Raw genomic sequence first — 22,522 nt, forward strand, 5'->3', positions numbered from 1 at the left:
ATAAACAGTTATATACAGGAGGTTGTGTGAAGATATTACAGAATTCAAGTGAACCGATTTATAAGCAGATTGCAAATCAATATCGGGATCAGATTCTTTCAGGAAAATTAAAGCCTGAATCATATTTACCTTCAATACGTGAGCTTGCTCAGAATTTGAAAATCAGCGTCATTACAACGATGAAGGCTTATGAGATTCTGGCAGAGGAAGGGCTTGTCACGGCTGTGCAGGGGAAAGGGTATTTTGTGAATCCACAGAATCTGGAACTTGTCCGTGAACAGCATTTAAGATTGATTGAAACTGAATTACAGAACGCAATTAATTCAGCAAAGGTTGCAGGCCTTACCGGCGATGAACTTAAGCAGATGCTCGAGGCTCTTTTACAGGCAAATTAAAAACAGGAGGAGAAAATGGAAAGAAACGGAATGACAATACCGGCTACAATAAAACTCAATGGTTATGAAAAACATTTTGATGGTTTTAATCTTGGTCCATTGGAGTTTGAGATTCCTGCGGGCTTTACAACAGCGCTCATTGGAGAAAACGGCGCCGGTAAAACAACTCTGCTTGATGCTCTTGGCGGTATTACAAGTGGCCGCGGAAAAATCACCTGGCTTGAGAAATATACAGACCTCGACCAGAACGATGGCGAGCCTCGTAATGAAATTGGCTGGTGTGCGGCTAACAGATTTTTTCCTATGACCTGGAGTCTTAAAAATATCAGAAAATCTCTTCCGCTTGCTTTTGATAATTTTGATATGGAGAAGTTTGATGCGCTTTTGAAGGAATTTGGAATCGAAGAAAAAGATTCAAAACATCCGAAAAAAATAAGTGCCTGGTCAGATGGAAATCGCGCTCGTCTTGCCATTGCTTCAATTCTTGCCCGCGATACAAAACTTTTGATTTTAGATGAGCCTGATTCTGCGCTGGATCCTGTAATCCGCGATGTGCTCAATTCAAAATTCCGCCAGTACATAAATCAGGGGAACGGAGAAACGAGCATTCTCTTTTCAACTCACAATATTGCCGACATGGAAAACATTGTTGATTATGTTGTTTTTCTTGCGCGTGGCCAGGTCCTTGCAACTGGCTTTGTGGAAGATTTACGAGAACAGTACCGCTATGTGCATGGACCGAAAGAGGCTCTGGGGACATCGCATGGAACAGAGGCTTTTGATTTTTATTATTTTGATGATGATAAAGTTGAAGGGCTTTGTTCGATAGAAAATGCTGACAAGTTTGATGAAGGCCTTGCAGTTGAAGTTCCAACGTTACAGCAGCTTTCGGTTCTGATTTTGCGAAGCGGGGAATAGCTGGCTGCTGGTCGAGGCCTGGTGTCGGGGTGCATTAAAACAAGGAGACGAAAATGAATATCAAAAATAATCTGAATAATTATTATGTTTATACCGGAAAGAAATTACGCGAAGATATTTTTATTCTTTTGCTTTTAGATTTGTTTTTTATTCTGTTTATCAGATTCGGTGTTGGCGGAATTGGATTTTCGGAAAAACGTAATTCTATTATTTATACAATGCTTGGTGTATCGCAGATTTTGCCGTTCATTCAGCATATAAATGAGTTTTTTAATCTCGGGAAAACAGCGTGCTATCTCAAAACTTTCAGTAAGAGTTTCGAAACTTATAAATCCTGGTATTTAATTAATTTTATAGAAAAAATTATTGAGTACGTGGTAGTCGTTTTGATTGTATATGGTATCGGGCTTCAGATGGGAACTCTTCCTTCAAATGCTTTGTTCCTTTTCCTGGCTGATATTTTTGGAGGACTTGTAGTCTTTGGAATTACTCCGTTTTTCTTCAGAAGTAAATCTCAGAAAACCATCTCTTCGAAAATGTGGCTTGGGTTATTGTTTGCGCTGGTTATGATGGTTTTGAATAACCTGTTTTCTCAATATATCTTTCTAATCTGGCTTGTGACTTTTATTCCTTTGATGTTTTTTTCAAATTGTCGCTGGCTTGGAATTATGAAAGTGGCATATTCTGATGGAGGCGAAAAATGAATTATCTTCCAATTAATATTTTCATGGCAACACTTTCTTTACTGTCTGGTTTCCTGTATTCGGTTATTCCGATAAAAAGACTTGCACGAGGTGAACTTGCTTTTCATTATGTAATTCTTTCATGTCTGTGGGCATCTTTATGTTTTATCTTTATTCTCAGATTATTCTTTAATAGAGGTTCAACAAGATTTATAAAGACAACAAAGAGTACAAAAAAGATTTATACAAAATATCTTTCCGCTTTAATTGAAATTATAAATACAACACTTTTTGTTTTTGTACTTGGTCTTGTTTTCTGGAGTTTTAAACGAGGTTTTGATTCTTCGGTTTGTTATGTCATCATAATTGTATATGGCCTTTTTCATCTTCTGGTTTCTGTCATTACTCCAAAAATGATTAGGCCTATAAGTAAAGAAGATCCGTTGTACTTTTCAGTTGCTGCAAGCAGAAGATTTGACGAGACGGGGGTAAAGGTAATATGTTATCTGATTTTGCTTTTGCCGTCTTTTGTTGGAAGTTTTGTTTTCATGTCGTTGACAAATATGCTTCCACATCTTAGTTCTTTGGGACTTATTATTGCCGTTATTGCTGGACTGATTCTTGTTGTGATTTCCTGTGTGTTGAATCGGTTGCTGCTTGAACGGGAGTATAAGAGGCGGTAAGAATGAGTGATGATTTTGAGTTTATACCTTAGTTTTTCCGCTGAGGATATCCTTGTAATCTACAAGGTTCTTTCGCAAAAGAGTCGGAATATTGAGTTCATAAGGACAGCGCTTGAGGCACGCACCGCAGTCAACACACTTTTCGATTTTCATCATTTCTTCCTGCCAGTGTGGAGTGAGCCAGGCTTCTGAAGGTGCACGGCGGATCATCTGGCTCATGCGGGCACACTGATTGATTGTGATGCCGACTGAGCATGGCGAGCAATAGCCGCAGCCACGGCAGAATTCTCCGAGCAGTTCGTCGCGGTCTTTTTTGATGAGAGCATCGAGTTCCGGAGTGAGTTCCGGCTCTTCGCGGAAAAAGTCCAGCCACTGTTCGAGTTCACTCATTCTCTGGATTCCCCAGATTGGAAGAACATCATATTGAAGCATGAATGCCATGCAGGCTTTTGCGTTAGTGAGGAGTCCGCCGGAAAGACCTTTCATGGCAATAAAGCCTACGTTGTTCTTTTTACATTTTTCTACGAGAGAGATGTCTCGATCTGTTGCAAGATATGAGAATGGGAACTGAAGTGTCTCATAAAGTCCGCTTTCTGCAATCTCTTCTGCAATACCGATTTTGTGCGCTGTAATTCCTATATGACGGATTTTGCCCTTAGCCTTTGCTTCCTGAAGAACTTCATAAAGTCCAGTTCCGTCGCCAGGCTTATAGCATTGTTTTACGCAATGCAGCTGGTAAATATCAATATAATCTGTTTTCAGGTTATGGAGTGATGTCTCAAGGTCTGCCTTGAGTTTTTCAGGAGTTTCTGCAGCAGACTTTGTTGCGATGAAAATCTTTTCGCGGTCGTATTTTCCGTTGTCCCGGCCGAAAGCCTGTCCCATTTTTTCTTCACTATCAGAATAAGCGCGAGCTGTATCAAAAAAAGTCAAGCCGCCGTCATAAGCTCTGTGCAAAATCTCAACGGCAGTTTCCATATTAACACGCTGTACAGGAAGCGCTCCAAATGCATTCTGAGGAGTAGTAATACCTGTAGTTCCAAGAGTGATTGTTTTCATAATGAAATTATAGCATAGGCGGGGAAAGTTTTATATATTATATATAGAGGATTTGAATGATTATTAAACAGCTTAGTGATATCGATGAAAAAAAGAAAATCATAAGATTTGTTCTGGAAGCTTTACCAGACTGGTTTGCAGTAGAAGAATCCCGCGAAGAGTATATTAATGATAGTGCCGACCGGTCAACATTTGTAGCTTACGATGGCGACAAGCCTGCCGGATTTTTGTGTCTGAAAGAAACCGGCAAAGAAACCGTTGAGCTTGCAGTTATGGGAGTACTCAAGGAATATCACAGAAAAGGAATTGGTCGCAAGCTTTTTGATATGGCAAAGACTTTCGCAGTTGAAAAAGGTTATGAGTTTATGCAGGTAAAAACTGTAAAGATGGGAATGTATGATGATTATGACGCAACAAACCGTTTTTACCAGGCGCTCGGCTTTAAGGAGTTTGAAGTTTTCCCGATGCTTTGGGATGAAGCAAATCCGTGCCAGATTTATGTAATGGGATTAAAATAATGAAGCAGCTTTTTACAATTGATTTAAAAAATTATGGCGCAGACTGGAAGCGTTCAAGACGCGATTCTGCTCGTGCAATTATTCATATTGGAGATGATAAACTCGCCCTTGTTTATGCAACTAAGCTTGGTTATTACAAATTTCCAGGTGGTGGTATTCATGAGGGAGAAGACAAGATTGCAGCATTGGCTCGTGAAGTACAGGAAGAAGTAGGGCTTGTTCTTGTGCCGGAAAGTGTGCGAGAGTTTGGCGTGGCTTCCCGTTATCAGAAATCCGGGCTGGCTGAAAATACGGTGTTTATTCAAGATAATTTTTATTATGAGTGTGATGTAGAACACGACGAGAACGGAAATCTCAAAATCATCAGCCAGAACCTGGACGCCTACGAAGACGAAGCTGGTTTTGAACTTCGCATAGTCTCTATAAAAGAAGCGGCACTTGCAAACCGCCAGTATCGCGACACAAACGATTTTAATATTGCAATGATTGCACGGGATGCACGGGTACTCGAAATGATGGCAGGTGTGAAGTCGGAGCCTTCACGCTGTATGGCAGAGCTTTTGCTCGAAGAAGGGGTAAAGAAAAATCCTGGTCCGTGGCGCGAACACAGTTATGCGGTTGCTCGGGCGGCGGAAAAAATTGCGCGGGCAGTAAATCAGAATTGCAGTGAAGATAAAATGAATCCAGACCTTGCATATGTTTACGGCCTTCTTCATGATATCGGCCGCCAGGAAGGACACACTTATATCGCCCACGTTTACGATGGTTATCATTTTCTGCTGTCATTCGGTTATGAAAAAGCCGCTCAAATCTGCCTGACTCATTCTTTTAATCTCCAGATTACAGATGATTATATTGGAAAAGTCGATATTTCTGATGTGCAGATGGAAGAAATCAAAAGTCTTCTTGCAGCCGCCGTATACGACGATTATGATCGTCTGATTCAGATTCTGGATGCTACCTGCGGTGCAGACGGCACTCTTAATCTTGAAGACCGCATGAACGACGTAAAAGCGCGGTACGGCTATTATCCTCAGGGTAAGTGGGATAAAAACTTTGAACTTAAAGCCTACTTCGAAAAGCTAGCCGGCCGCGAGTATTACGAAATCATTTCACCTCAATAACCCGTATCGCAAAATTGTCATCGGCAATACAAATTTCCCCGGTGGCAATTACTTTTCCGGCGCGGATAATCAGTGAGGGATCACCGGCACGCTGCTTCAAGGTGATGTATGAGCCCTGGTGCAGTGCTGCGATTTCTTCCTTCTTCAATGACGCGCTTCCGAGCTGAATCGAGATATAATCTTTTTCGGTATATTCGATTTCTGAAAGCTGTGTTGTTTCTGCAATCTCAATTCCAAAGAGTTCATCAATGCTCACGGTCTTACCGGTATGAATTACACGGTTTTCGTACACAACATCAAGGGCTTCTGTTTCTTTTTTTTCGAGAATCAAAATTTTTCCAGGTTCTAGTTCAACGTTCTCAGGATTGAAACGTCCGAGCTCTATAAAAACATTGTCCGGAGAGTCTTTCTTTTTGATGTTTTTGAGATTTTGAAATTTAATTTTGCCCGGAATAAAATTATTAAACCAGCCGTTCTGTAACAGGTCGTCTATAACTGTGTCGCTGAGCTGAATGTTTATCCAGCCCTCTGTACCGTCCACTTTTCCAGTGAGTCCAAGAAGAAGCATCATTCGGTTTTCTTCCTGACGGATCAGATTTGTATTTGCAGAAGCTGTAACCTTGTCTGTTATCAGCCCAGTCTTTTCATTAAGCACTTTGCAAATCTTACTAAGAAAATAATTCTTAAAAACATCAAGGTCAAAATCTGTAATTACCTCATGCTTTGAAAAATCCTGTTTCATAAGAACTTTTGCTATCTGCGGGTCAACTTCAATTGTAAAGCCTCTGTTCGCGAAATCAAAATCATAGAAAAAGCAGTTCTTTGGAATGGAGCGCAAAAACTCAATGTTCACCATTTGATCTACCATTCCAACGCTGAACTCGCAGCGGCCATTCAAAAGCGCTGTAAATTCCTGATTGATTGCTTTACAGATATCATCTCCAAGGATTGCGAGTGTACGGTGCATTGCTCGTGAATATCTGTCTGGCTGACGGAAGTTGTAAACCTTTATCGTCTTTCCGCTTACATCCTGACTCAATGGAATCTCGCCATTCATAAGGCTTTCTACTTCGAGACCAAAGATTTCAGCAAGTATCGGCAGAACAGTAACATCAGGGCAGCCTTCGCCGCGTTCCCATTTTGAAACTGCTTTATCTGTAACATTGCATTTTTCTGCAAGTTCCTTCTGAGTGAGACCTTTTCTTGTTCTCATTTCATAAATCAATAATCCAGTTTTCTGTGCGTTCATATTTTCTCCTGAGTAAGCCCGCTGGCGGGCGGTGATAAATAGCAAAGCGTTAAAAAAATTGCGCAAGCAATTTTTAGCTTTACCATTTTTTTGTGTTTCTGCCGGCATCTGACATTGTAATATTAGCACAGTATTTTGGGCTTGTAACCCGACGTGTGGTTTATCTGAGTAGAATTTTCAGTAGAGTTTAGTGAAATAATTTTGAAATAACACTATTCCGTAGAGTTTTTTTTGTGATATAATGACTTTATGGAAAATGTTGAAAATTTAAAAACAATTGTCAATTCTGATGGCATTATAATCCGATGGCCAAAAAAGAAAGAAGAAAAACGGGCAGTTCTTGAATATCTTATTACTAAATTTGAAAAAGGCTGTAAGTATTCTGAACTTGAAGTCAATATGATTATCAAAAAGTGGCATTCCTTCGGTGATCATTCGCTTTTACGTCGTGAGCTTTATGATGCTTTTTTAATGGATCGTTCTCCAGATTGTTCTGAATACTGGGTGCACGAAACTGAATAACTGGAGGAGAGTTATGAAAAAAATTAAAATTATTGGTTGCTGTCTGTCAGCTGTTTTTGCGTTCTTTGTGATTATCAATATAATTCCTGCAAAGAAATTTAATTCAGAAAATGTTTTTATAAATCATAATCCTGGAAAACCGATGCTTGCAGCTCATCGTGGCGGAGCTATTACCAGTCCGGAAAATACATTGATGGCATACCGTAATGCAGTTGCTTCATATGATATTGATATTGTTGAATCTGATATCTGGATTACAAAAGACGGAAAAATAGTTTTTTCTCATGATGGAACAATCGACAGAATGAGTGATATCAGTCTGTTTGATAATACAAAAGATGAGCATGAGATTGGAGATTATACATTAGACGAATTAAAGGAATTCAATTTTGGATATGGATTTAAGGATAAAAAAGGAAATTATCCTTATAGGGAACTAGTTACAGTTGATCAGCCGGATAGAAGAGAAGTATTAAAAGAAAGTGGACTTCAGATTCTTGAAGTAGAATCCTTGTTCAAGGAATTTTATACGACAAAACCAGATTTGTTGTTTATCGTAGAAATAAAAAATGGTGGTGAACAAGGTTTTAAGGCTGTACAGGCTTTAGATGATTTACTGACGAATAAATATCCAGAATTTAAAAAAAATGTAGTTATTGGTACCTTTCATGATGAAATATCAAAAGATTTGAGAGAAAATCATCCTGATCTCCTTCGGGGGGCTTCAACAGGAGATGCTTGTCGTTTTATTATTTCACATATTTTTGGGGTAAATATTTTTAGTAAAGCTGATTTTGCCTGTCTTCAGATTCCAACTTCTTACAAAGTAAAGGGAGTAAAAATTAGTCTTGATCGAAAAACATTCATAAAACGTGCACATCGTAGGAATATTGCGGTTCAATACTGGACCATCAATACAGCAGAAGAAATGCGACAGCTTGCAGCTTTAGGTTGTGATTGTATCATGACTGATGATCCCGAATTATTTGTTGAAGTTGCAAAGGAATGGAAATAAAAAAAGCTAATTGATATAATCGAAAAATGAAAAGTCACATTTACATCACACGTCACGGCGAATCTGTATGGAACGTTGAAGGAAAAGTTCAGGGAATTACAGATACGCCTCTTACAGAAAAAGGTATTGCTCAGGCTCATGAGCTTGCAAAAAAAATCAAAGAAAGCGGAATAAAGATTGATGAAGTAATTCACTCTCCATTAAGTCGTGCTGCTGATACTGCAAAAATTGTTGCGGAAGAAAACGGACTGCCACTCTCAGTTGAACCACGTCTTATTGAACAGAACTTCGGGGAATATGAAGGACACGAATGGGAAAAACATCCTGGAGTTTTTCACGAAGCAAAAAAGCAGTTTGCATGTGATTATAATGGTGGTGAGTCTATGCTCCGCCTTGGTCAGAGAATCTATAACCTTATTGATGAACTTAAAGAGCGCAGTGAAAAAGAAAATAAAACTTTCCTTCTGGTTACTCACGGCGGAATTGCCAGAATGTTTCATTCCTATTTCTTTTCAGAAACAAACGAAGAGTTCAGTTCTACAAATATAGATAACTGTGAAGTTAAGGAGTACGAGTTCTAAAGTGGCTATTGAAAATTTTCTGGAATCTAAAAATATCCGCCTTGACCAGCAGCTGCGCTTTACAGCTGAAATCGACAAGATGACTTCGATTCTGCGCCGTACCATGCTGATTGACGGTTCACGCCGCGAAAATGATGCAGAGCATTCCTGGCACATTGCTGTTATGGCTTTGATTTTTGCTGAATATACGGTTGAACCGGTTGATATTGCAAGAGCTGTAAAAATGTGCGTCGTTCACGATCTTATAGAAATCTATGCAGGCGATACCTTTGCCTATGATGTCGCAGGAAATCAGGATAAAGCTGAACGAGAAGCTGCTTCAGCAGACAAACTTTTTGCACAGCTTCCGAAAGAGCAGGGAACAGAAATCCGTTTGCTTTGGGAAGAGTTTGATGCTATGCAAACACCGGATGCAAAATACGCTGCCTGTATGGATCGCCTTCAGCCGTTCCTTCATAACACATTAACAGAAGGTCATACCTGGGTTGAAAGTGGAACCTGTCGTTCCTCCGTAGAAAAGCGTATGGCTATCATTAAGAACTTTATGCCTGAAGTTTACAAATGGGTTGAAAAAAATATCGATAACGCAATAGAAAAAGGCTGGCTAAAAGCTTAGTGAGAGGAAAAATGACAGATTTAGAAAAGAAAATTGGTGAAATAAAAGTTGGTTACCCTGACTGCTGCTATCAGGTAGGTAAGAACTGGTTCCGTTACAGAGCCGCTGCAATTATTATTGAAAACGGATGTATGCTTGCGGTAACAAATCCAACATCGCCTCATTATTATTCTGTAGGCGGTGGAGTTAATATGAATGAAAAATCAGAAGACTGTGTTGTCCGCGAAGTTCTTGAAGAAACTGGTGCTGCTTATGAAGTGGACCGTCTTGCTGTAGTCTGTGAAAATCTTTTTCTTGGAAAAGAAGATAGCCTTGATGGGTTTAATTGCCACGTTCTGGAATTCTATTATCTTATGAAAAGCCGTGGTTCAAAAGATGTTCATTCAGAAAGCTATGGCTGGAATAATGCGAAGGAAGAACTTGTCTGGATTCCAATAGAAAAACTTCCTGAAACAAATATCAAACCAGAGTTTCTGAAAACCCGTATTCCTGAAATCTTAAAAAACTGCAGTGTACTTCACATCGTTAATGACGAACGTTAGTTAGTTTTTACTCGCAGCCTTTTCTAAGAGTTCAATCAATTCGCTGTAATTCTTGCGCACTGATTTTCTGTGTGCGTCCTGAATAAACTCCAGTTCATTTCGGAACAATCTGTCTTTTGCAGAAACAGGCATGTATTGAATGCTTGTTCTTGTATAATAGTGTTCGATACAGCCTTTCGGAAGAATGTAGATTCTTGCTGCTTCAGCTGCTGCAAGAATAAAGGCTGCAAGATTCTTTATAAGAGGAATTGTCTCTGCTACCTCTTGCGGTAAGCATTCTGCAATCTCATCTCCAACATTATTGATTCCCTGTAAAAGAACTGTTTTATAGGTATCTACACTTTCTGCATTTTCATGCTTTTCGCGGAGTTGAGCCAATTTTTCCATAAGCGGCTGCATTTTTGCAGGAATCTTATTTACTTCAAAATATTTATGCAGTTCCTGAGAAATCCTGATAAGATATCGTTCCAGTCTGAAAATCAGTTTGCTAAGTGTAATTTCCTGTTCAACTTCTTTTTTTGAAAAGATTGTGTTGTAAAAATCAGCTTGTCTTTCTTTTTGTTTTTCAAGCCAGCCGATAACCCTTTCATCTTCATTAGCAACATCACGAAGCTTGCCGGAAAAAAGAGAATCCAGGTCTGTTATAATACGGCCATTTGTTCCAAGCAGAGAACAGACTTTACAGAAAACTCCAAGCTCATCTTTTCCTCCCACATCAATAATTCCTGTTCCTGCCGCACTATATTCATTTTCAATGAAAGTAAGAAGATATGTGAACATCTGCTGATCTGTATAACCTTCCACGAAAATCTGGTTATCAGAAAAAAAGAACTGTTTGTGGTAAGTATTAAAGCGTGGAAGAAAACGTCGGAACAGGGAATCGTCTTCATCATTTAATTCTTCTATACTTGTGGGCGCTTTATTTACATGACATACAACTACACCTGTGAGTTCTTCAGGAGTTCTTAAATCAATATAAAAAGGGGAGTGAGAAATTAAAAAGAACATGCGGCGTGAACTGTGGGAAACTTCCTTCCTTATTTCATTCATAAAGAAAGTCTGGAACTGAGGGTGAAGGTGCAGTTCTGGTTCATCAATAAAAAGGCAGTCATCCCCGGTAGTATCATAAAGATTTACAAGCAGTGAAATGATTTCCCGAAGTCCGTGACATTCTGCATCTTCGAGCATATATTCAACATTCCAGGCTTTATTTTCTACAATCGGAATTAAAGTTCCATCAATATCTTCTATAAAGGTAATGGATTTTCCAAACATGCTTGAAAGTACTTTTTCAATCTTTGCACGGATTTTTTCGTTGTTCTTGAGAACCACAATCTGTTCGCTGTAATTTCTGTCAGATTTAAGAAATCTTACTGAATAACCAGCCTGCTCAAACTGCTGTGCAATATTCTGTGCAAGAAGTGTCTTTCCGCTCCCGTTTGGTCCGACAATCAGATTTATCTGCGACCAGTTTGTTTTTTTGAAAACGGTCTTTCCCCAGAGAAAAGGAATTTTTACACGTACAGTAACTTCATGCATGAGTTAATTATATCATAGCTTTTATCTGATTAAAAATTATTTCTTTACTGTATTACTGTTTTCCATTAGACTGAAATACAATTATGAATTCAAAACTGTTATTTAATGTACCCCCACAGAAGTGGGAAGAATATCTGCCTCTTGGAAACGGCCGTCTTGGTTGTATGGTAAAAGCGCATCCTTGTAATGAGGTGCTTCAACTGAATGAAGAAGGAATCTGGTCTGGCGGGCCTCAGAATAGATTAAATCCTGATACTAAGAAAAATCTGGAAAAGCTTCGTTCTCTTGTGAATGAGGGGCGTGTTCTGGAAGCTCAGTCTCTTGGCTTTGAAGCGATGAGTGGTACGAGTTTTAATCAGCGGGCTTATCAGACTGCCGGAGATTTTCATATAGATTTTTTCTCTCAGAAGAATAACGGACTTACCTGTGGCTGGCCGCTTCAGCATAAAGCAGATGAAAAGGTTTATGATAATTATAGAAGTGAACTTTTTCTGGATATGGCGTGCAGCCTTGTAACATATACTGATGATGAAGGTATCATTTTTACACGTCGAACCTGGATTAGTGCTGTTGATGATATGCTTTTTATGCACGTTACAGCCAGTAAACAAGGAAAAATCAATTATTCTGGATATCTGGACCGTGGAATCTGGACTGACCGGATTTACGCTGAGAATAATTGCATATATATAGAAGATTCTCACGGAATTCCGTTCTGTGGAGGTGTTGGCGCAATTGCACGCGGTGGTGAATATGGAACCCGTGGATCATGCCTTTATGGCGAAGCTTGTGATGAAGTTCTTTTCTTTATTGATATTCAGTGTCTCCGCTGGAATAAAAAATGGAATGACAAGCCTCTTACCCCGGAGAAATATAAAAAACTGATTCACAAAAATGTATGGTCTAAAGAATGCAAAAAGAATCTTGAAGAAATCAAAAATCGTATAAATGAGGTTGGGCTTGAAACAGCTACAGAAGATTTCTTTGCATGGCATTTAGTTGAATGGAAAAATTACTGGGATCGCTGCGAAGTGGAGATTGGAGAAAGCAATAATGGTGATTTTGATAAGGCAGGAACATGCTCAAGCACACCTGAGCTCTTAAAATCCGCTGCCCCATCTAATACAACCCTCGTAAATCAATATATAAATTTCTCCCGTTATCTTATGATCAGCGGAAGCCGTGCTCCTGGTGTTCTGCCACTTACTCTTCAGGGACTTTGGAACGGTCAGATTGAACCACCATGGCAGAGTAAATATACAATCAATATAAATGCTCAGATGAACTACTGGCCGGTAAATATGACAAATCTCAGTGAATGTGAACTGCCATATTTTGATCTTCTTGAGCGCTGTTACGAAAATGGCCGTATAGCTGCGCAGAAAATGTATGGCTGCCGTGGTTATGTGCTTCATCATAATACCGATTACTGGGGAGATGCAGCACCACAGGATGCATGGCTTCCGGCTACTTACTGGGTACTCGGTGCTGCCTGGCTAGCTACTCATATAATAGAACATTTTGAATATACACAGGATAAGGCTTTCCTTGCCCGTTATTATTATCTGATGCACGAAGCAGCCCTTTTCTTTGTTGATTACCTTGTTCAGGATGGCGATTATCTGATAATAAATCCTAGTTTGTCGCCTGAGAACTCTTATGTAACAAAAACTGGAGAAACCGGTGCTTTTACGGCTGGCTGCGAAATGGATAATATGATTCTTGAACATCTTTTTAAGGGAATCAAAAAAGCAAGGGATGTGCTTGGTGATAAATGTACGGATAAAAAAGGTCATTCCTATAGTGATGAAGATTTTGCTTCTTTTGATTATGTACTTTTACATCTCAAAATGCCTTCTCTTAATTCTGATGGCTCCCTTATGGAATGGAATCGAGAGGTTGAAGAGGTTGAACCTGGTCACCGACACATCTCACACCTATACGGCCTGTATCCAGGACACACAATCACTGTAGAAAAAACTCCAGAGCTTGCAGAAGCCTGTAAGAAGACTCTAAAAAAACGTCTTGAAAACGGCGGCGGTCACACAGGCTGGAGTCAGTCATGGATAATTAATTTCCGTGCCCAGCTGGAGCAGGGGGATGAAGCACTTGAAGCACTTACAAAACTGCTTACTCATTCAACGCTTCCAAATCTCTTAGACAACCATCCTCCGTTCCAGATTGACGGAAACTTCGGCTCTCTTGCAGCGGTAATCAGAATGCTTGTGCAGAGTGAGTTTGATGACCAGGGCAACGTAATCGTAAAACTCCTCCCGGCACTTCCAGGTGAACCTGCATGGCAGACTGGTCATGTACGCGGAGTCGCAATAAAAGGCGGTTATACTCTTGATTTTGAATGGAAAAATGGAAAGATTGTAAAATCTTATCTTCACAAAGGAAAAAACTCTCTTAATGAAGATAAGATTATAATTGCTTAGAAATTATTCTGAAACTTTTGTATATGTTGATGGGCCGTCAGTTACTAAAGTGTAAGTTTCTGAAGGTGTGTCTGTTGTTGTAAGTGTGATAGAAAGAATACCGTCTTTTGGTTCATGCAATGTATATGAAAGTGAAAGAGTGTCATCTGTATTGTCACGTGTTTCAGCTACAATTGTGTTTTCTGTAAGGGTCTTGATTGAATAATTAAATGAACTATTTGATGTGTAAACTTTAATATATCCATAAACTCCTGGAACATATTTTCTGCTTCCAAGGTGACATTCGTTGATTTTTTCATTCTTATCCAGGTTTCTAAAATATGTACTTCCTGATTTCAATACTTCAAAAGAAGGTTTTTCTTTGAAGTATTCAGTCTGAAGAATCAGATTGCCTGAGACATCAATTTCTGCTTTCCATATGAGTTTTGTTTCATAGAATTCTTTGTATTTAATAAAATCTTCCTGTGTATCAGGATCAGCAGCAACTATATTGAGATATTCCTGTACAGAATACAAAGTTCCTTCTTTATTATTGATTTTTGAATATCTTAATGACAATTCTTTTGTGTTTGCATCATATGAATATTCATATTCAAAATCAAGTTCATAGTCATTTCCATTTTTATCATATTCTTTAAGTAATCCATCATTAACAAATTCATATTTTGTAGAATTATCAGAGTATGAATTTCCTACAAATGGATTGATTCCAGAACTATCTGGGAGTTCAGGTTTTGTGTAACTAGAATCAGATTCAGAGTTATTACCTGAATTGTTTTTAGGAGCATCAGCTGCCGGATTGCTGCAGCTGAAAAGAAGTGTTCCTAATAAGGTAACACATAAAAATTTAATTGTTTTTTTCATTTTGTTTTCCTTTATAAATGAATATTTTTTGATAAGTAATATTACAATATCCTATACAAAAAAAAAGTACCTCACACCAATATTTTTTCAAATGTCTTATCATCTATTGCCAAAGAAAATGATTTCTGATATATTCTTTGATACGTATTTAGACTTTAGGTGTGGTGGCGTCTAATCCCCGTTTTACGTTAGCCGGCCGGTCTTCTTACCAGTCTTTTGCAGTTTGGATTCTGTTTCCTTGTTCCTCTGCATCGGGCGTTATAACGAATATTTTTGATAGAGGTATTATATGTACGCAACTATTGAATTTAAGGGCAAGCAGTACAAGGCAGAAAAAGATGTTGTCCTTACAGTAGATAAGCTTGATGCTGAAAAAGGTTCAAAGATTGACATTGATACTGTTCTTCTCGTAAGCGATGGAGACAAAATCAGTGTAGGTACTCCTTATGTTAAGGGTGCAAAGGTAACTGTAGTTGTTGAAGATTCTTTCCGTGATAAGAAAGTTCTCGTATTCAAGTACAAGTCAAAGAAAGACTATCATCGTCTTATTGGTCACAGACAGCAGTATACAAAGGTACGCGTTGAGTCTATCACTCTCGCATAATTAAATAAGGAGATTACTATGGGAAGAACACGTGGTGGATCTGGTGCTAAAAACGGACGCGATCCGAATCCTAAAAGCTTGGGTGTAAAAAGATATGCTGGTGAGACTGTAACAGCAGGCTCAATCATCGTAAAGCAGCGCGGAACAAAATTCTATCCTGGAGCAAATGTTATGAAAGCTGGTGATGACAGCCTTTTTGCTACAGCTGATGGAAAAGTAGTTTTCGGTGAAAGAAATAACCACAAAGTTGTTTCTGTTGAAGCTGCTAACTAAGTTCAGCACTCGCTGAATATAAAAGCCCGGCCTGACTAAACTCTGCCGGGCTTTTTTTTTGAGGTCGATATGATAGGTTTTGCAGATGAGGCGACAATTGAGGTTCGCTCTGGTAACGGTGGAAACGGCTGTGTAGCTTTTCGCCGCGAAAAATATATTCCTCACGGTGGTCCTAACGGCGGTGACGGCGGAAAGGGTGGAGACATTATTTTTACTGTTAAACGAAATCTCCGTACTCTTGCAAATATCCGTCACAAGCACTGCTTTAAGGCTCGAAACGGAGGAGACGGTCAGGGCTGGAACCGCTATGGTGCAGACGGCGAAGACTGTGTAATTCCAGTACCTCCTGGAACAACAATCCGTGATGCTGAAACTGACGAAATCATCTACGACTTTTCAACCGCTAAAGGTGACGAGCAGTTTACCTTCCTTAAGGGTGGAAACGGCGGCTGGGGTAACGTTCACTTTAAGTCTTCAACAAATCAGGCGCCAAAACAGGCAAATCCTGGTCAGAAGGGTGAAACCCGCTTCTTAAAACTCGAACTTTCAATTATGGCTGATGCCGGACTTGTTGGTTTCCCTAATGCCGGAAAATCAAGCCTTCTTACATATTTTACAAACGCACGTCCAAAGATTGCGCCTTATCCGTTTACGACAATCATTCCAAATCTTGGTGTACTTCGTGTTGATGACGAAAGCGATATTATTATTGCTGATATTCCAGGAATTATTGAAGGTGCTTCTGAAGGTCTTGGACTTGGAGATACCTTCCTTAAACATATTACACGTACTGCATGTCTTATTTTTATGATTGACTGCAGCGACGAAAATTATCTTACAGCGTATGAGACTTTGTGCAACGAGCTTCGCAATTATTCAGACAGTCTTATGGAAAAGCCTCGTATTGTTTTGTGCAACAAAATTGATGTTGATGGCGCTTACGAACACGCTGTAGAGGTTGCAGAAAAAATCCGTGCTGAAGAACCTGAAACAGCTGTAATTCCTGTCTCAGTTATGATGGGCCGCGGTATGAAGGAAGCTCAGAATCAGATTGTTCAGCTGGTAAATCGTCAGGAAAAGCGTATTGAAGCTGAAGAAAAAGGAACTGATGTTTTTGGTGCAGGCTTTATGCAGTCTCGCGCTTATATTGATGATGATGACGACGGAGTTCAGTATCCGGGAAGTGAAGGCTAAGCAGCAGGGAGTTTACGTTGAAAGTTGCAGTATTTGGCGGAACTTTTAATCCTCTTCATGTTGGACATGCCATGCTTGCCGACACGATTGTAAAAGAACTTGGCTATGATAAGGTGCTTTTTGTGCCTACTTTTGTTCCTCCTCATAAGGATGCATCAAAAATTGTAGATGCAAAGCACCGTATGGCAATGATTTCACGCTTTTGCGAAAGTGAAGGTGATGGACATTTTGAACTTGAAAGCTGCGAAGTAGACCGCGGTGGTATATCATATACATCAGACACTCTGGAATTCCTTACCCAAAAATATGAGGGAAAACTCAGCAGTAAACTTGCTTTTGTTATGGGTGATGAAGTTGCAGCAGAGTTTCACAAGTGGCGTAATCCTCAGCGCATTTCTGAACTTGCAGATTTACTGATTGTTCACCGTTATCCTGATGTAAAGGCTATGGAAACTTCACTTTATGATAACAAGCCGACAGGAGATTACAAGGGTGATTTTTCAGTTAAGTTTGATTTGAAAAGCTTTGCCTACCCATGTATTTATGTTGAAAACCCAATGTTACCGGTTTCTTCAACTGATATCCGCCGCCGAATAAGCGAATGCAAAAGTTTCCGCTATCTTGTTCCACCGGCAGTTTTTGATTATATTATAGAAAACAGACTTTATGATTGATTATATAGAAAAGACTGAAGAAATCCGTGCCTTTACACAGGCTCACGTAAAAAAAAGCCGCTATGAGCATTCAGTGCGTGTTGCCGAAATGTGCGCCCGAATGTGCCGCCAGTACGGACTTGACTGGCGTAAAGGTTACCTTGCAGGAATCGGCCACGATATGTGCAAGGATTTTTCTAATGAAGAACTATTTGAACTTGCAGGCCGCGATGGAGATGAGATAACTGATTTTGAACGAAAAAAGCCGGCTCTGTTACATGGCCGTGCCGCAGCTGTTTTATTAAAAGAACGATTTAAGGTTTATGATCAGGAGATTCTTGAGGCTGTAGCAAATCACACTTCCGGAATCGTCGGAATGTGCGACCTGACAAAATGTCTTTTTCTTGCAGATAAGATTGAGCCGGGCCGTCCACAGTCAACAGATGAGTACCGCAATGGACTTTTAGCACTGTCTCTTGATGAAATGCTTTATTCCGTACTTGAAGAAAATTACGAATATCTCATAAATCATAATATTGAGATTGCTCCAGGAACACGGGAAATGATAGAATATTATACAGTAGAAATAAAAATGCCAGGACACAGTGGGGGGAAGCTGTAAATGGGAAAAATCAAAATCCGTGATGAACAGAAAGGTGTAATCTTTATTGCGCTTATTATTCTTACTGCTGTTGCACTTTCGTTTGTTTTTGCATTTTCTCTGAAAACTAATATTGTTGAAGATGCCCTTAAAGAAAAGGGAATTATGCGTACTCTTTTTGTTATTGAAGATGATGATTCGAGTATGCTTTTCTCAAGTGTTTTGATTTATAATCCGACTTCAAAAAAAGGTGCGCTTGTAAATCTTCCTGGACATACTGGTGCAATTTATCAGTCACTTGGCCGTGTTGATAAGCTTGAAAAGGTTTATTCTGAAGCAGGTATAGTTTCATATAGAAATGAAGTTGAAAAACTTTTGGGAATGACAATTCCTTATTATGCGATTGTCACTCTTGAAAACTTCATTAAGGTTTCTGATTATCTTGGAGGTATGAGGGTATTTATTTCTGAGCCTGTAGATTGTGTATCAGAGGAAGGTGAGAGATGGCTTCTTCCATCTGGTGCTATCAACCTTGATGGTGATAAAATCAATACTTATCTTCATTACCGTCTCGAAGAAGAAACTGAAGCTGATGTTCAGGAACGATATCAGAATGCTATGGCAGCCTTTATTACAGGTCTTCATGATAAGAAATTCTTGATATTCGTAAAGTCAAATAGAAAACGCTATCTTGATTTTATTAAGACAAACCTTAAGCCTGAAGAAGAAACAACTCTTTTCCAGGCTATTGCTGATGTTGACTCTGAATCTATTATTAAACAGACTATTACCGGTTCTCTGCGTCGTGTAGACGGTCAGCAGCTTTTGATGCCGGATAATAACGGAGAGTTTATTAAGGAAGCTGTTAAGCAGACAACAAACCTTCTTGCTTCTACAGAAGGAACTCTTACAAGCCGTGTATATGTGCTTGAAATTCAAAACGGTACTACAACTCAGGGACTTGCCCGTAATACGGCAATTCTTTTCCAGAATGCAAGTTACGATGTATTGAGCCCTGTAAATGCTCCAAGAAACGACTATGAAGAAACTGTAATCATAGATCATATTGGAAATATGGATGTTGCAAAAATTATCGGTGAGTTTATCCGATGTACAAATATCAGGGAAGCGACCCCGGAAGAGGACGCTGAAAGTTCAAGCCTTGATGCGGGCGTTGACTTTACAATCATCCTTGGAAAAGATTTTGATGGACGTTATGTTCAGCCATCTAGAAGATAGAGGTGACTTATGAAAACAATGGAAGAAAAAGCAATTGAAATTGCAAAATTGATGGAAGATGGAAAGGGTAACGATGTTACTCTGCTCGATATTAGTGGACTTAACAGCTGGACAGATTATTTTGTTATTGTAACTGTAACAAGTTCTGCTCACTGGCAGGGGCTTTATAAGCAGATTAAGGAATACATTAAGGACAATGATCTTGAGATTCATGTTACAAACCGCAAGAGTCCTGATGGTGACGACTGGAACCTTATTGATTTAGGCGCAATTGTCGTACATCTTATGTCTGAGAGTGCACGCAGCTTCTACGATCTTGAGAAGCTGTGGCACGCTGGAAAGACTATTGATTTCCGCGCATAAAAAATAAGCCGGCTCATACTGAGTCGGCTTTATATTTTTTATTTCTTAGAAGCGCGTTTTCGCATAAATACCAGGAATCCCAGTAAAACTACAATTCCGAACATCCATGAAATAACAGCACTTGCTATAAGTCCAATTCCCTGTGTAAGACCAGCAACAACATAAGTCAGGAATGAAACTACTGCTACAGTAATTGCGTAAGGTAACTGTGTTGAAACATGCTTTACGTGTTCACACTGAGCACCCGCACTCGCCATAATCGTTGTATCCGAAATCGGAGAACAGTGATCACCACAAACAGCCCCTGCCATACATGCAGAAATTGAAATAATGCGCAAAGGATTTCCCGGTGCAAAAATTGCAATACATATAGGAATGAGGATTCCGAATGTTCCCCAGGATGTACCGGTTGCAAATGCAAGGAAGCAGGCAACTACGAAGATGATTGCTGGAAGCATCATCTTAAGACCTGCAGCAGAACCTTCAACAAGACCTGCAACATATTCTTTCGCACCAAGACTGTCTGTCATTGCCTTAAGTGTCCATGCTAAAGTCAAAATCAAAATAGCTGGAACCATTGCCTTAAATCCGTCTGGTACACAAAGCATACTTCCCTTGAAAGAAAGAACCTTGCGGCAAACATAGAAGATAATTGTGATAATCAGTGCAGCGAATGAACCGAGTACAAGACCAACAGATGCATCTGAATCAGAGAATGATGAAATGATGTTCAGGAAGTTTCCGTTTGCTTCAGTTGTTCCGTCTTCAAGAACGTTGAATTTTGTAAAGAATCCGCCTGTGTAAATCATACCAAGAATACACATTATGATGAGCACGATGATTGGGAAAACAAGATCAATTACTTTTCCTTTTTGATTTGCATCTTCATCAATGTCATCTGCTGTATTGTTCATTACTTCAAGAGCTTTTTCATACTTAGACATTTCACCGTATTCAAACTTCATAAATACCAGTGCAAACATCATTATAATAGTAAAGAATGCATAAAAGTTGAAAGGAATAGCTTTGCAGAAAAGTGTAAAGCCGTTTTCACCTTCAGAAACAAAGCCGGCAACGGCTGCTGCCCATGAAGAAATAGGGGCAATGATACAAACAGGTGCTGCAGTTGAGTCAATCAGATAAGCGAGCTTTTCTTTTGAAATACCGTACTTAGAAGTCATAGGTCTCATAACTGAACCTACAGTAAGACAGTTAAAGTAATCATCAATAAAAATGAAGATTCCAAGAACTATTGTAGCAACCTGTGCACCAACCTTTGTCTTAATGTGTTTTTTTGCCCAGCGTCCGAATGCAGCAGAACCGCCTGCTTTGTTCATAAGGGCAACCATAATTCCAAGCACAACGAGGAATACAAGAATACCTACGTTCCAGCTGTCAGAAAGCTGTGCAATCATTCCATCATTAAAAATGTGATTGAAGAAGCCTGGAAAACCTGCAGCGGTTTCAATTGCATAGAAAAGTCCGCCGATTACAATACCAATAAAAAGGGAAGAGTAAACTTCCTTAGTCCAGAGAGCCAGTGCAATGGCCACAATTGCGGGCACTAATGCCCAGAATGTTCCTATCATTTTTTATTCCTTTTATTTCGATAAAGATTTAAAATCTGTTGCGAGAGGTTCCTTAATGCCGTCTTTTTCAAGCTTTTCAAGAACTTCAATTACATAATCAAGTTCTTCAAGTTGTGTGGCTGCGCAGTAAGTTTTAATCTGACGCAATGCTTTTAATGCTTTTTCATTAGTCATTTTTTTAATCCTCCTGATTTAATTGTATCACAACTTAAAATTAAATAGAAATGTTTTTTATATTGACAAAATTGATATAAAATGTCATTTTGTATATGTGCCTTTTGGCAGAATATTCTTATAGGGGTAAATAATGAAGAAATATGCATTTTTATTTCCGGGACAGGGTGCACAGGTTCCGGGTATGATTAAGGATATCTGTGATGCTTATCCTGAAGCACGTGCAGTGGTTGATGAAGTAACAAAAATCACCGGCGTAGATATGCCAAAGCTTCTTTGGGAAAGCGATGCTGCAACTCTGAGCCGCAGCGATAACAGTCAGCTTGCTATTACAACTGCTTCTCTTGCAGTTATGGCTGTTTTGAAGACAAAAGGTATTGAGCCATCTGCAGCTATGGGATTCTCTCTTGGTGAATTCCCTGCTTTGTATGCTGCAGGCGTTTTGAGCTTTGAAGATGTAATCAAAGTAGTTCGTGAACGCGGACTTATCATGCAGGCTACCTGCGAAAATATTGCTAAAGCAAACGAAGGTCATGCACCTGGAATGACAGCTGTTCTCGGACTTCCTCCAGAGAAGGTTGAAGAACTCGCAAATGGCATTAAAGATGCTTATGCTGCAAACCTGAACAGTCCTGTTCAGACAGTAGTTAGTGGTACAGCTGATGCTTTGACTCAGATTGAAGCTGCTGCAAAGGAAGCTGGCGCACGTCGTGCTTTGAGACTTGCAGTTGCTGGTCCTTTCCACAGTCCTCTTATGCAGGAAGCTGCTGATAATTTTGAAAAGGCAATCGCTGGTGTAACATTCAACAATCCAGATAAAACACTTTTCAGCAATGTAACAGGAAAGCAGGCAGAGAATGGTGAAGAAATCAAAAAGAATGCCGTTCTCCACCTTACAAACCCTGTTCGCTGGACATCGGAAGAAGCTGTTTTGAATGACCTTATTAAGGCAAGCGGAGACGAATGGGAACTCATTGAACCTGGTGTAGGCGCTGTTCTTACAGGTCTTTGGGGTAAATCTGGATATGCAGAAACTGCAGAATGCAAGGCTGTAAACTCAGCTGAATCAATAAACACACTTTAAGG

26 protein-coding genes are annotated in these 22,522 nt (G+C 39.5%); 20 read left to right on the top strand and 6 right to left on the bottom strand.

From position 1 onward, the window contains the following. The first annotated feature begins 26 nt into the window (after window positions 1–26). The 4 genes from AABJ44_RS05335 to AABJ44_RS05350 are packed head-to-tail and all read left to right on the top strand — an operon-like array spanning window position 27 to window position 2,679. Window positions 27–395 (top strand): GntR family transcriptional regulator, encoded by a 369-nt coding sequence (locus AABJ44_RS05335; RefSeq protein WP_338370899.1) that lies wholly within the window; start codon window positions 27–29, stop codon window positions 393–395. A 15-nt stretch (window positions 396–410) separates the two neighbouring features. Then, entirely contained in the window at window positions 411–1,313 is a 903-nt protein-coding gene (locus AABJ44_RS05340) for an ATP-binding cassette domain-containing protein (protein WP_338370900.1), read from the top strand. 53 nt (window positions 1,314–1,366) lie between these two features. Next, window positions 1,367–2,017, top strand: a complete 651-nt coding sequence (locus tag AABJ44_RS05345; RefSeq protein ID WP_338370901.1) for a hypothetical protein — start codon at window positions 1,367–1,369, stop codon at window positions 2,015–2,017. Then, complete coding sequence (locus AABJ44_RS05350) at window positions 2,014–2,679, top strand: hypothetical protein (RefSeq protein WP_074645507.1); 666 nt, start codon at window positions 2,014–2,016, stop codon at window positions 2,677–2,679. The genes AABJ44_RS05345 and AABJ44_RS05350 overlap by 4 nt, the downstream gene beginning before the upstream one ends. Window positions 2,680–2,700: 21 nt before the next feature. Here the strand turns inward: AABJ44_RS05350 and AABJ44_RS05355 are convergent, their stop codons facing one another. Continuing rightward, a complete protein-coding gene (locus AABJ44_RS05355) occupies window positions 2,701–3,738 on the bottom strand; it encodes an aldo/keto reductase (RefSeq protein WP_338370902.1) in 1,038 nt (345 codons plus the stop codon). 56 nt (window positions 3,739–3,794) lie between these two features. On the opposite strand from AABJ44_RS05355, the gene AABJ44_RS05360 reads away from it, so the two are divergent. Both AABJ44_RS05360 and AABJ44_RS05365 read left to right on the top strand, forming a co-directional pair. Further along, window positions 3,795–4,256, top strand: coding sequence for a GNAT family N-acetyltransferase (locus AABJ44_RS05360; RefSeq protein WP_338370903.1), 462 nt, complete (start codon window positions 3,795–3,797; stop codon window positions 4,254–4,256). Then, on the top strand, window positions 4,256–5,380 hold the full coding sequence (locus AABJ44_RS05365) for an HD domain-containing protein (protein WP_338370904.1): 1,125 nt from the start codon (window positions 4,256–4,258) through the stop codon (window positions 5,378–5,380). The genes AABJ44_RS05360 and AABJ44_RS05365 overlap by 1 nt, the downstream gene beginning before the upstream one ends. Here AABJ44_RS05365 and AABJ44_RS05370 read toward each other — a convergent pair. Beyond that, window positions 5,364–6,629: a FliM/FliN family flagellar motor switch protein gene (locus AABJ44_RS05370; RefSeq protein WP_338370905.1), complete on the bottom strand. Its 1,266-nt coding sequence runs from the start codon at window positions 6,627–6,629 to the stop codon at window positions 5,364–5,366. The two genes, AABJ44_RS05365 and AABJ44_RS05370, sit on opposite strands and share 17 nt — an antisense overlap. Window positions 6,630–6,878: 249 nt before the next feature. Between AABJ44_RS05370 and AABJ44_RS05375 the strand changes: the two genes are divergently transcribed. Genes AABJ44_RS05375 through AABJ44_RS05395 form a run of 5 tightly spaced genes read left to right on the top strand, consistent with a single transcriptional unit; the run spans window position 6,879 to window position 9,905 of the window. After that, on the top strand, window positions 6,879–7,151 hold the full coding sequence (locus AABJ44_RS05375; protein WP_338370906.1) for a DUF2087 domain-containing protein: 273 nt from the start codon (window positions 6,879–6,881) through the stop codon (window positions 7,149–7,151). A gap of 13 nt (window positions 7,152–7,164) precedes the next feature. Further along, window positions 7,165–8,166 (top strand): glycerophosphodiester phosphodiesterase family protein, encoded by a 1,002-nt coding sequence (locus AABJ44_RS05380; protein ID WP_338370907.1) that lies wholly within the window; start codon window positions 7,165–7,167, stop codon window positions 8,164–8,166. Window positions 8,167–8,192: 26 nt separating this feature from the next. Then, entirely contained in the window at window positions 8,193–8,747 is a 555-nt protein-coding gene (locus AABJ44_RS05385) for a histidine phosphatase family protein (protein WP_338370908.1), read from the top strand. 1 nt (window position 8,748) lies between these two features. After that, entirely contained in the window at window positions 8,749–9,363 is a 615-nt protein-coding gene (locus tag AABJ44_RS05390) for an HD domain-containing protein (protein ID WP_338370909.1), read from the top strand. 11 nt (window positions 9,364–9,374) lie between these two features. Next, entirely contained in the window at window positions 9,375–9,905 is a 531-nt protein-coding gene (locus tag AABJ44_RS05395) for an NUDIX hydrolase (RefSeq protein WP_338370910.1), read from the top strand. On the opposite strand, the gene AABJ44_RS05400 is transcribed toward AABJ44_RS05395, so the two are convergent. Beyond that, complete coding sequence (locus AABJ44_RS05400) at window positions 9,906–11,444, bottom strand: ATP-dependent nuclease (RefSeq protein WP_338370911.1); 1,539 nt, start codon at window positions 11,442–11,444, stop codon at window positions 9,906–9,908. Between the two features lie 83 nt (window positions 11,445–11,527). On the opposite strand from AABJ44_RS05400, the gene AABJ44_RS05405 reads away from it, so the two are divergent. After that, complete coding sequence (locus AABJ44_RS05405) at window positions 11,528–13,882, top strand: glycoside hydrolase family 95 protein (protein ID WP_338370912.1); 2,355 nt, start codon at window positions 11,528–11,530, stop codon at window positions 13,880–13,882. Between the two features lie 3 nt (window positions 13,883–13,885). On the opposite strand, the gene AABJ44_RS05410 is transcribed toward AABJ44_RS05405, so the two are convergent. After that, entirely contained in the window at window positions 13,886–14,746 is an 861-nt protein-coding gene (locus tag AABJ44_RS05410) for a hypothetical protein (protein ID WP_338370913.1), read from the bottom strand. Between the two features lie 289 nt (window positions 14,747–15,035). Here AABJ44_RS05410 and rplU point away from each other — a divergent pair, with 289 nt between their 5' ends. The 7 genes from rplU to rsfS all read left to right on the top strand — a co-directional run bounded on the left by rplU (window position 15,036) and on the right by rsfS (window position 19,673). After that, window positions 15,036–15,350, top strand: a complete 315-nt coding sequence (rplU, locus tag AABJ44_RS05415; RefSeq protein WP_022931337.1) for a 50S ribosomal protein L21 — start codon at window positions 15,036–15,038, stop codon at window positions 15,348–15,350. Window positions 15,351–15,368: 18 nt separating this feature from the next. Further along, entirely contained in the window at window positions 15,369–15,623 is a 255-nt protein-coding gene (locus AABJ44_RS05420; protein ID WP_338370914.1) for a 50S ribosomal protein L27, read from the top strand. Window positions 15,624–15,692: 69 nt separating this feature from the next. After that, complete coding sequence (obgE, locus tag AABJ44_RS05425) at window positions 15,693–16,817, top strand: GTPase ObgE (protein ID WP_338370915.1); 1,125 nt, start codon at window positions 15,693–15,695, stop codon at window positions 16,815–16,817. Between the two features lie 17 nt (window positions 16,818–16,834). Next, window positions 16,835–17,491 (top strand): nicotinate (nicotinamide) nucleotide adenylyltransferase, encoded by a 657-nt coding sequence (nadD, locus tag AABJ44_RS05430; protein ID WP_338370916.1) that lies wholly within the window; start codon window positions 16,835–16,837, stop codon window positions 17,489–17,491. Next, window positions 17,484–18,092, top strand: coding sequence for a bis(5'-nucleosyl)-tetraphosphatase (symmetrical) YqeK (gene yqeK / locus AABJ44_RS05435; protein ID WP_074645482.1), 609 nt, complete (start codon window positions 17,484–17,486; stop codon window positions 18,090–18,092). Before nadD ends, yqeK begins: the two co-directional genes overlap by 8 nt. Continuing rightward, the gene (locus tag AABJ44_RS05440; protein ID WP_074645480.1) at window positions 18,093–19,310 is read left to right on the top strand and encodes an LCP family protein; all 1,218 of its coding nucleotides are present in this window, start codon (window positions 18,093–18,095) and stop codon (window positions 19,308–19,310) included. Between the two features lie 9 nt (window positions 19,311–19,319). Continuing rightward, entirely contained in the window at window positions 19,320–19,673 is a 354-nt protein-coding gene (gene rsfS / locus AABJ44_RS05445; RefSeq protein ID WP_074645479.1) for a ribosome silencing factor, read from the top strand. Window positions 19,674–19,711: 38 nt separating this feature from the next. Here rsfS and AABJ44_RS05450 read toward each other — a convergent pair whose 3' ends face one another. Continuing rightward, complete coding sequence (locus AABJ44_RS05450; RefSeq protein ID WP_338370917.1) at window positions 19,712–21,262, bottom strand: Na+/H+ antiporter NhaC family protein; 1,551 nt, start codon at window positions 21,260–21,262, stop codon at window positions 19,712–19,714. A gap of 12 nt (window positions 21,263–21,274) precedes the next feature. Then, entirely contained in the window at window positions 21,275–21,436 is a 162-nt protein-coding gene (locus tag AABJ44_RS05455; protein WP_177177770.1) for a hypothetical protein, read from the bottom strand. 133 nt (window positions 21,437–21,569) lie between these two features. Between AABJ44_RS05455 and AABJ44_RS05460 the strand changes: the two genes are divergently transcribed. After that, window positions 21,570–22,520, top strand: coding sequence for an ACP S-malonyltransferase (locus AABJ44_RS05460; protein ID WP_338370918.1), 951 nt, complete (start codon window positions 21,570–21,572; stop codon window positions 22,518–22,520). Window positions 22,521–22,522 lie beyond the last annotated feature (2 nt).

Origin of the sequence: Treponema bryantii, from assembly GCF_036492245.1 — a bacterium.
GTDB lineage: Bacteria > Spirochaetota > Spirochaetia > Treponematales > Treponemataceae > Treponema_D > Treponema_D bryantii_C.

Coding starts and splice junctions, on each gene's coding strand:
- rplU (WP_022931337.1), top strand. CDS start 15,036: ATGTACGCAACTATTGAATTTAAGGGCAAGCAGTACAAGGCAGAAAAA.
- AABJ44_RS05385 (WP_338370908.1), top strand. CDS start 8,193: ATGAAAAGTCACATTTACATCACACGTCACGGCGAATCTGTATGGAAC.
- AABJ44_RS05370 (WP_338370905.1), bottom strand. CDS start 6,629: ATGAACGCACAGAAAACTGGATTATTGATTTATGAAATGAGAACAAGA.
- yqeK (WP_074645482.1), top strand. CDS start 17,484: ATGATTGATTATATAGAAAAGACTGAAGAAATCCGTGCCTTTACACAG.
- AABJ44_RS05340 (WP_338370900.1), top strand. CDS start 411: ATGGAAAGAAACGGAATGACAATACCGGCTACAATAAAACTCAATGGT.
- AABJ44_RS05395 (WP_338370910.1), top strand. CDS start 9,375: ATGACAGATTTAGAAAAGAAAATTGGTGAAATAAAAGTTGGTTACCCT.
- AABJ44_RS05350 (WP_074645507.1), top strand. CDS start 2,014: ATGAATTATCTTCCAATTAATATTTTCATGGCAACACTTTCTTTACTG.
- AABJ44_RS05410 (WP_338370913.1), bottom strand. CDS start 14,746: ATGAAAAAAACAATTAAATTTTTATGTGTTACCTTATTAGGAACACTT.
- AABJ44_RS05355 (WP_338370902.1), bottom strand. CDS start 3,738: ATGAAAACAATCACTCTTGGAACTACAGGTATTACTACTCCTCAGAAT.
- obgE (WP_338370915.1), top strand. CDS start 15,693: ATGATAGGTTTTGCAGATGAGGCGACAATTGAGGTTCGCTCTGGTAAC.
- AABJ44_RS05405 (WP_338370912.1), top strand. CDS start 11,528: ATGAATTCAAAACTGTTATTTAATGTACCCCCACAGAAGTGGGAAGAA.
- AABJ44_RS05400 (WP_338370911.1), bottom strand. CDS start 11,444: ATGCATGAAGTTACTGTACGTGTAAAAATTCCTTTTCTCTGGGGAAAG.
- AABJ44_RS05455 (WP_177177770.1), bottom strand. CDS start 21,436: ATGACTAATGAAAAAGCATTAAAAGCATTGCGTCAGATTAAAACTTAC.
- AABJ44_RS05365 (WP_338370904.1), top strand. CDS start 4,256: ATGAAGCAGCTTTTTACAATTGATTTAAAAAATTATGGCGCAGACTGG.
- AABJ44_RS05460 (WP_338370918.1), top strand. CDS start 21,570: ATGAAGAAATATGCATTTTTATTTCCGGGACAGGGTGCACAGGTTCCG.
- AABJ44_RS05375 (WP_338370906.1), top strand. CDS start 6,879: ATGGAAAATGTTGAAAATTTAAAAACAATTGTCAATTCTGATGGCATT.
- AABJ44_RS05345 (WP_338370901.1), top strand. CDS start 1,367: ATGAATATCAAAAATAATCTGAATAATTATTATGTTTATACCGGAAAG.
- AABJ44_RS05440 (WP_074645480.1), top strand. CDS start 18,093: ATGGGAAAAATCAAAATCCGTGATGAACAGAAAGGTGTAATCTTTATT.
- AABJ44_RS05380 (WP_338370907.1), top strand. CDS start 7,165: ATGAAAAAAATTAAAATTATTGGTTGCTGTCTGTCAGCTGTTTTTGCG.
- AABJ44_RS05420 (WP_338370914.1), top strand. CDS start 15,369: ATGGGAAGAACACGTGGTGGATCTGGTGCTAAAAACGGACGCGATCCG.
- AABJ44_RS05360 (WP_338370903.1), top strand. CDS start 3,795: ATGATTATTAAACAGCTTAGTGATATCGATGAAAAAAAGAAAATCATA.
- AABJ44_RS05450 (WP_338370917.1), bottom strand. CDS start 21,262: ATGATAGGAACATTCTGGGCATTAGTGCCCGCAATTGTGGCCATTGCA.
- rsfS (WP_074645479.1), top strand. CDS start 19,320: ATGAAAACAATGGAAGAAAAAGCAATTGAAATTGCAAAATTGATGGAA.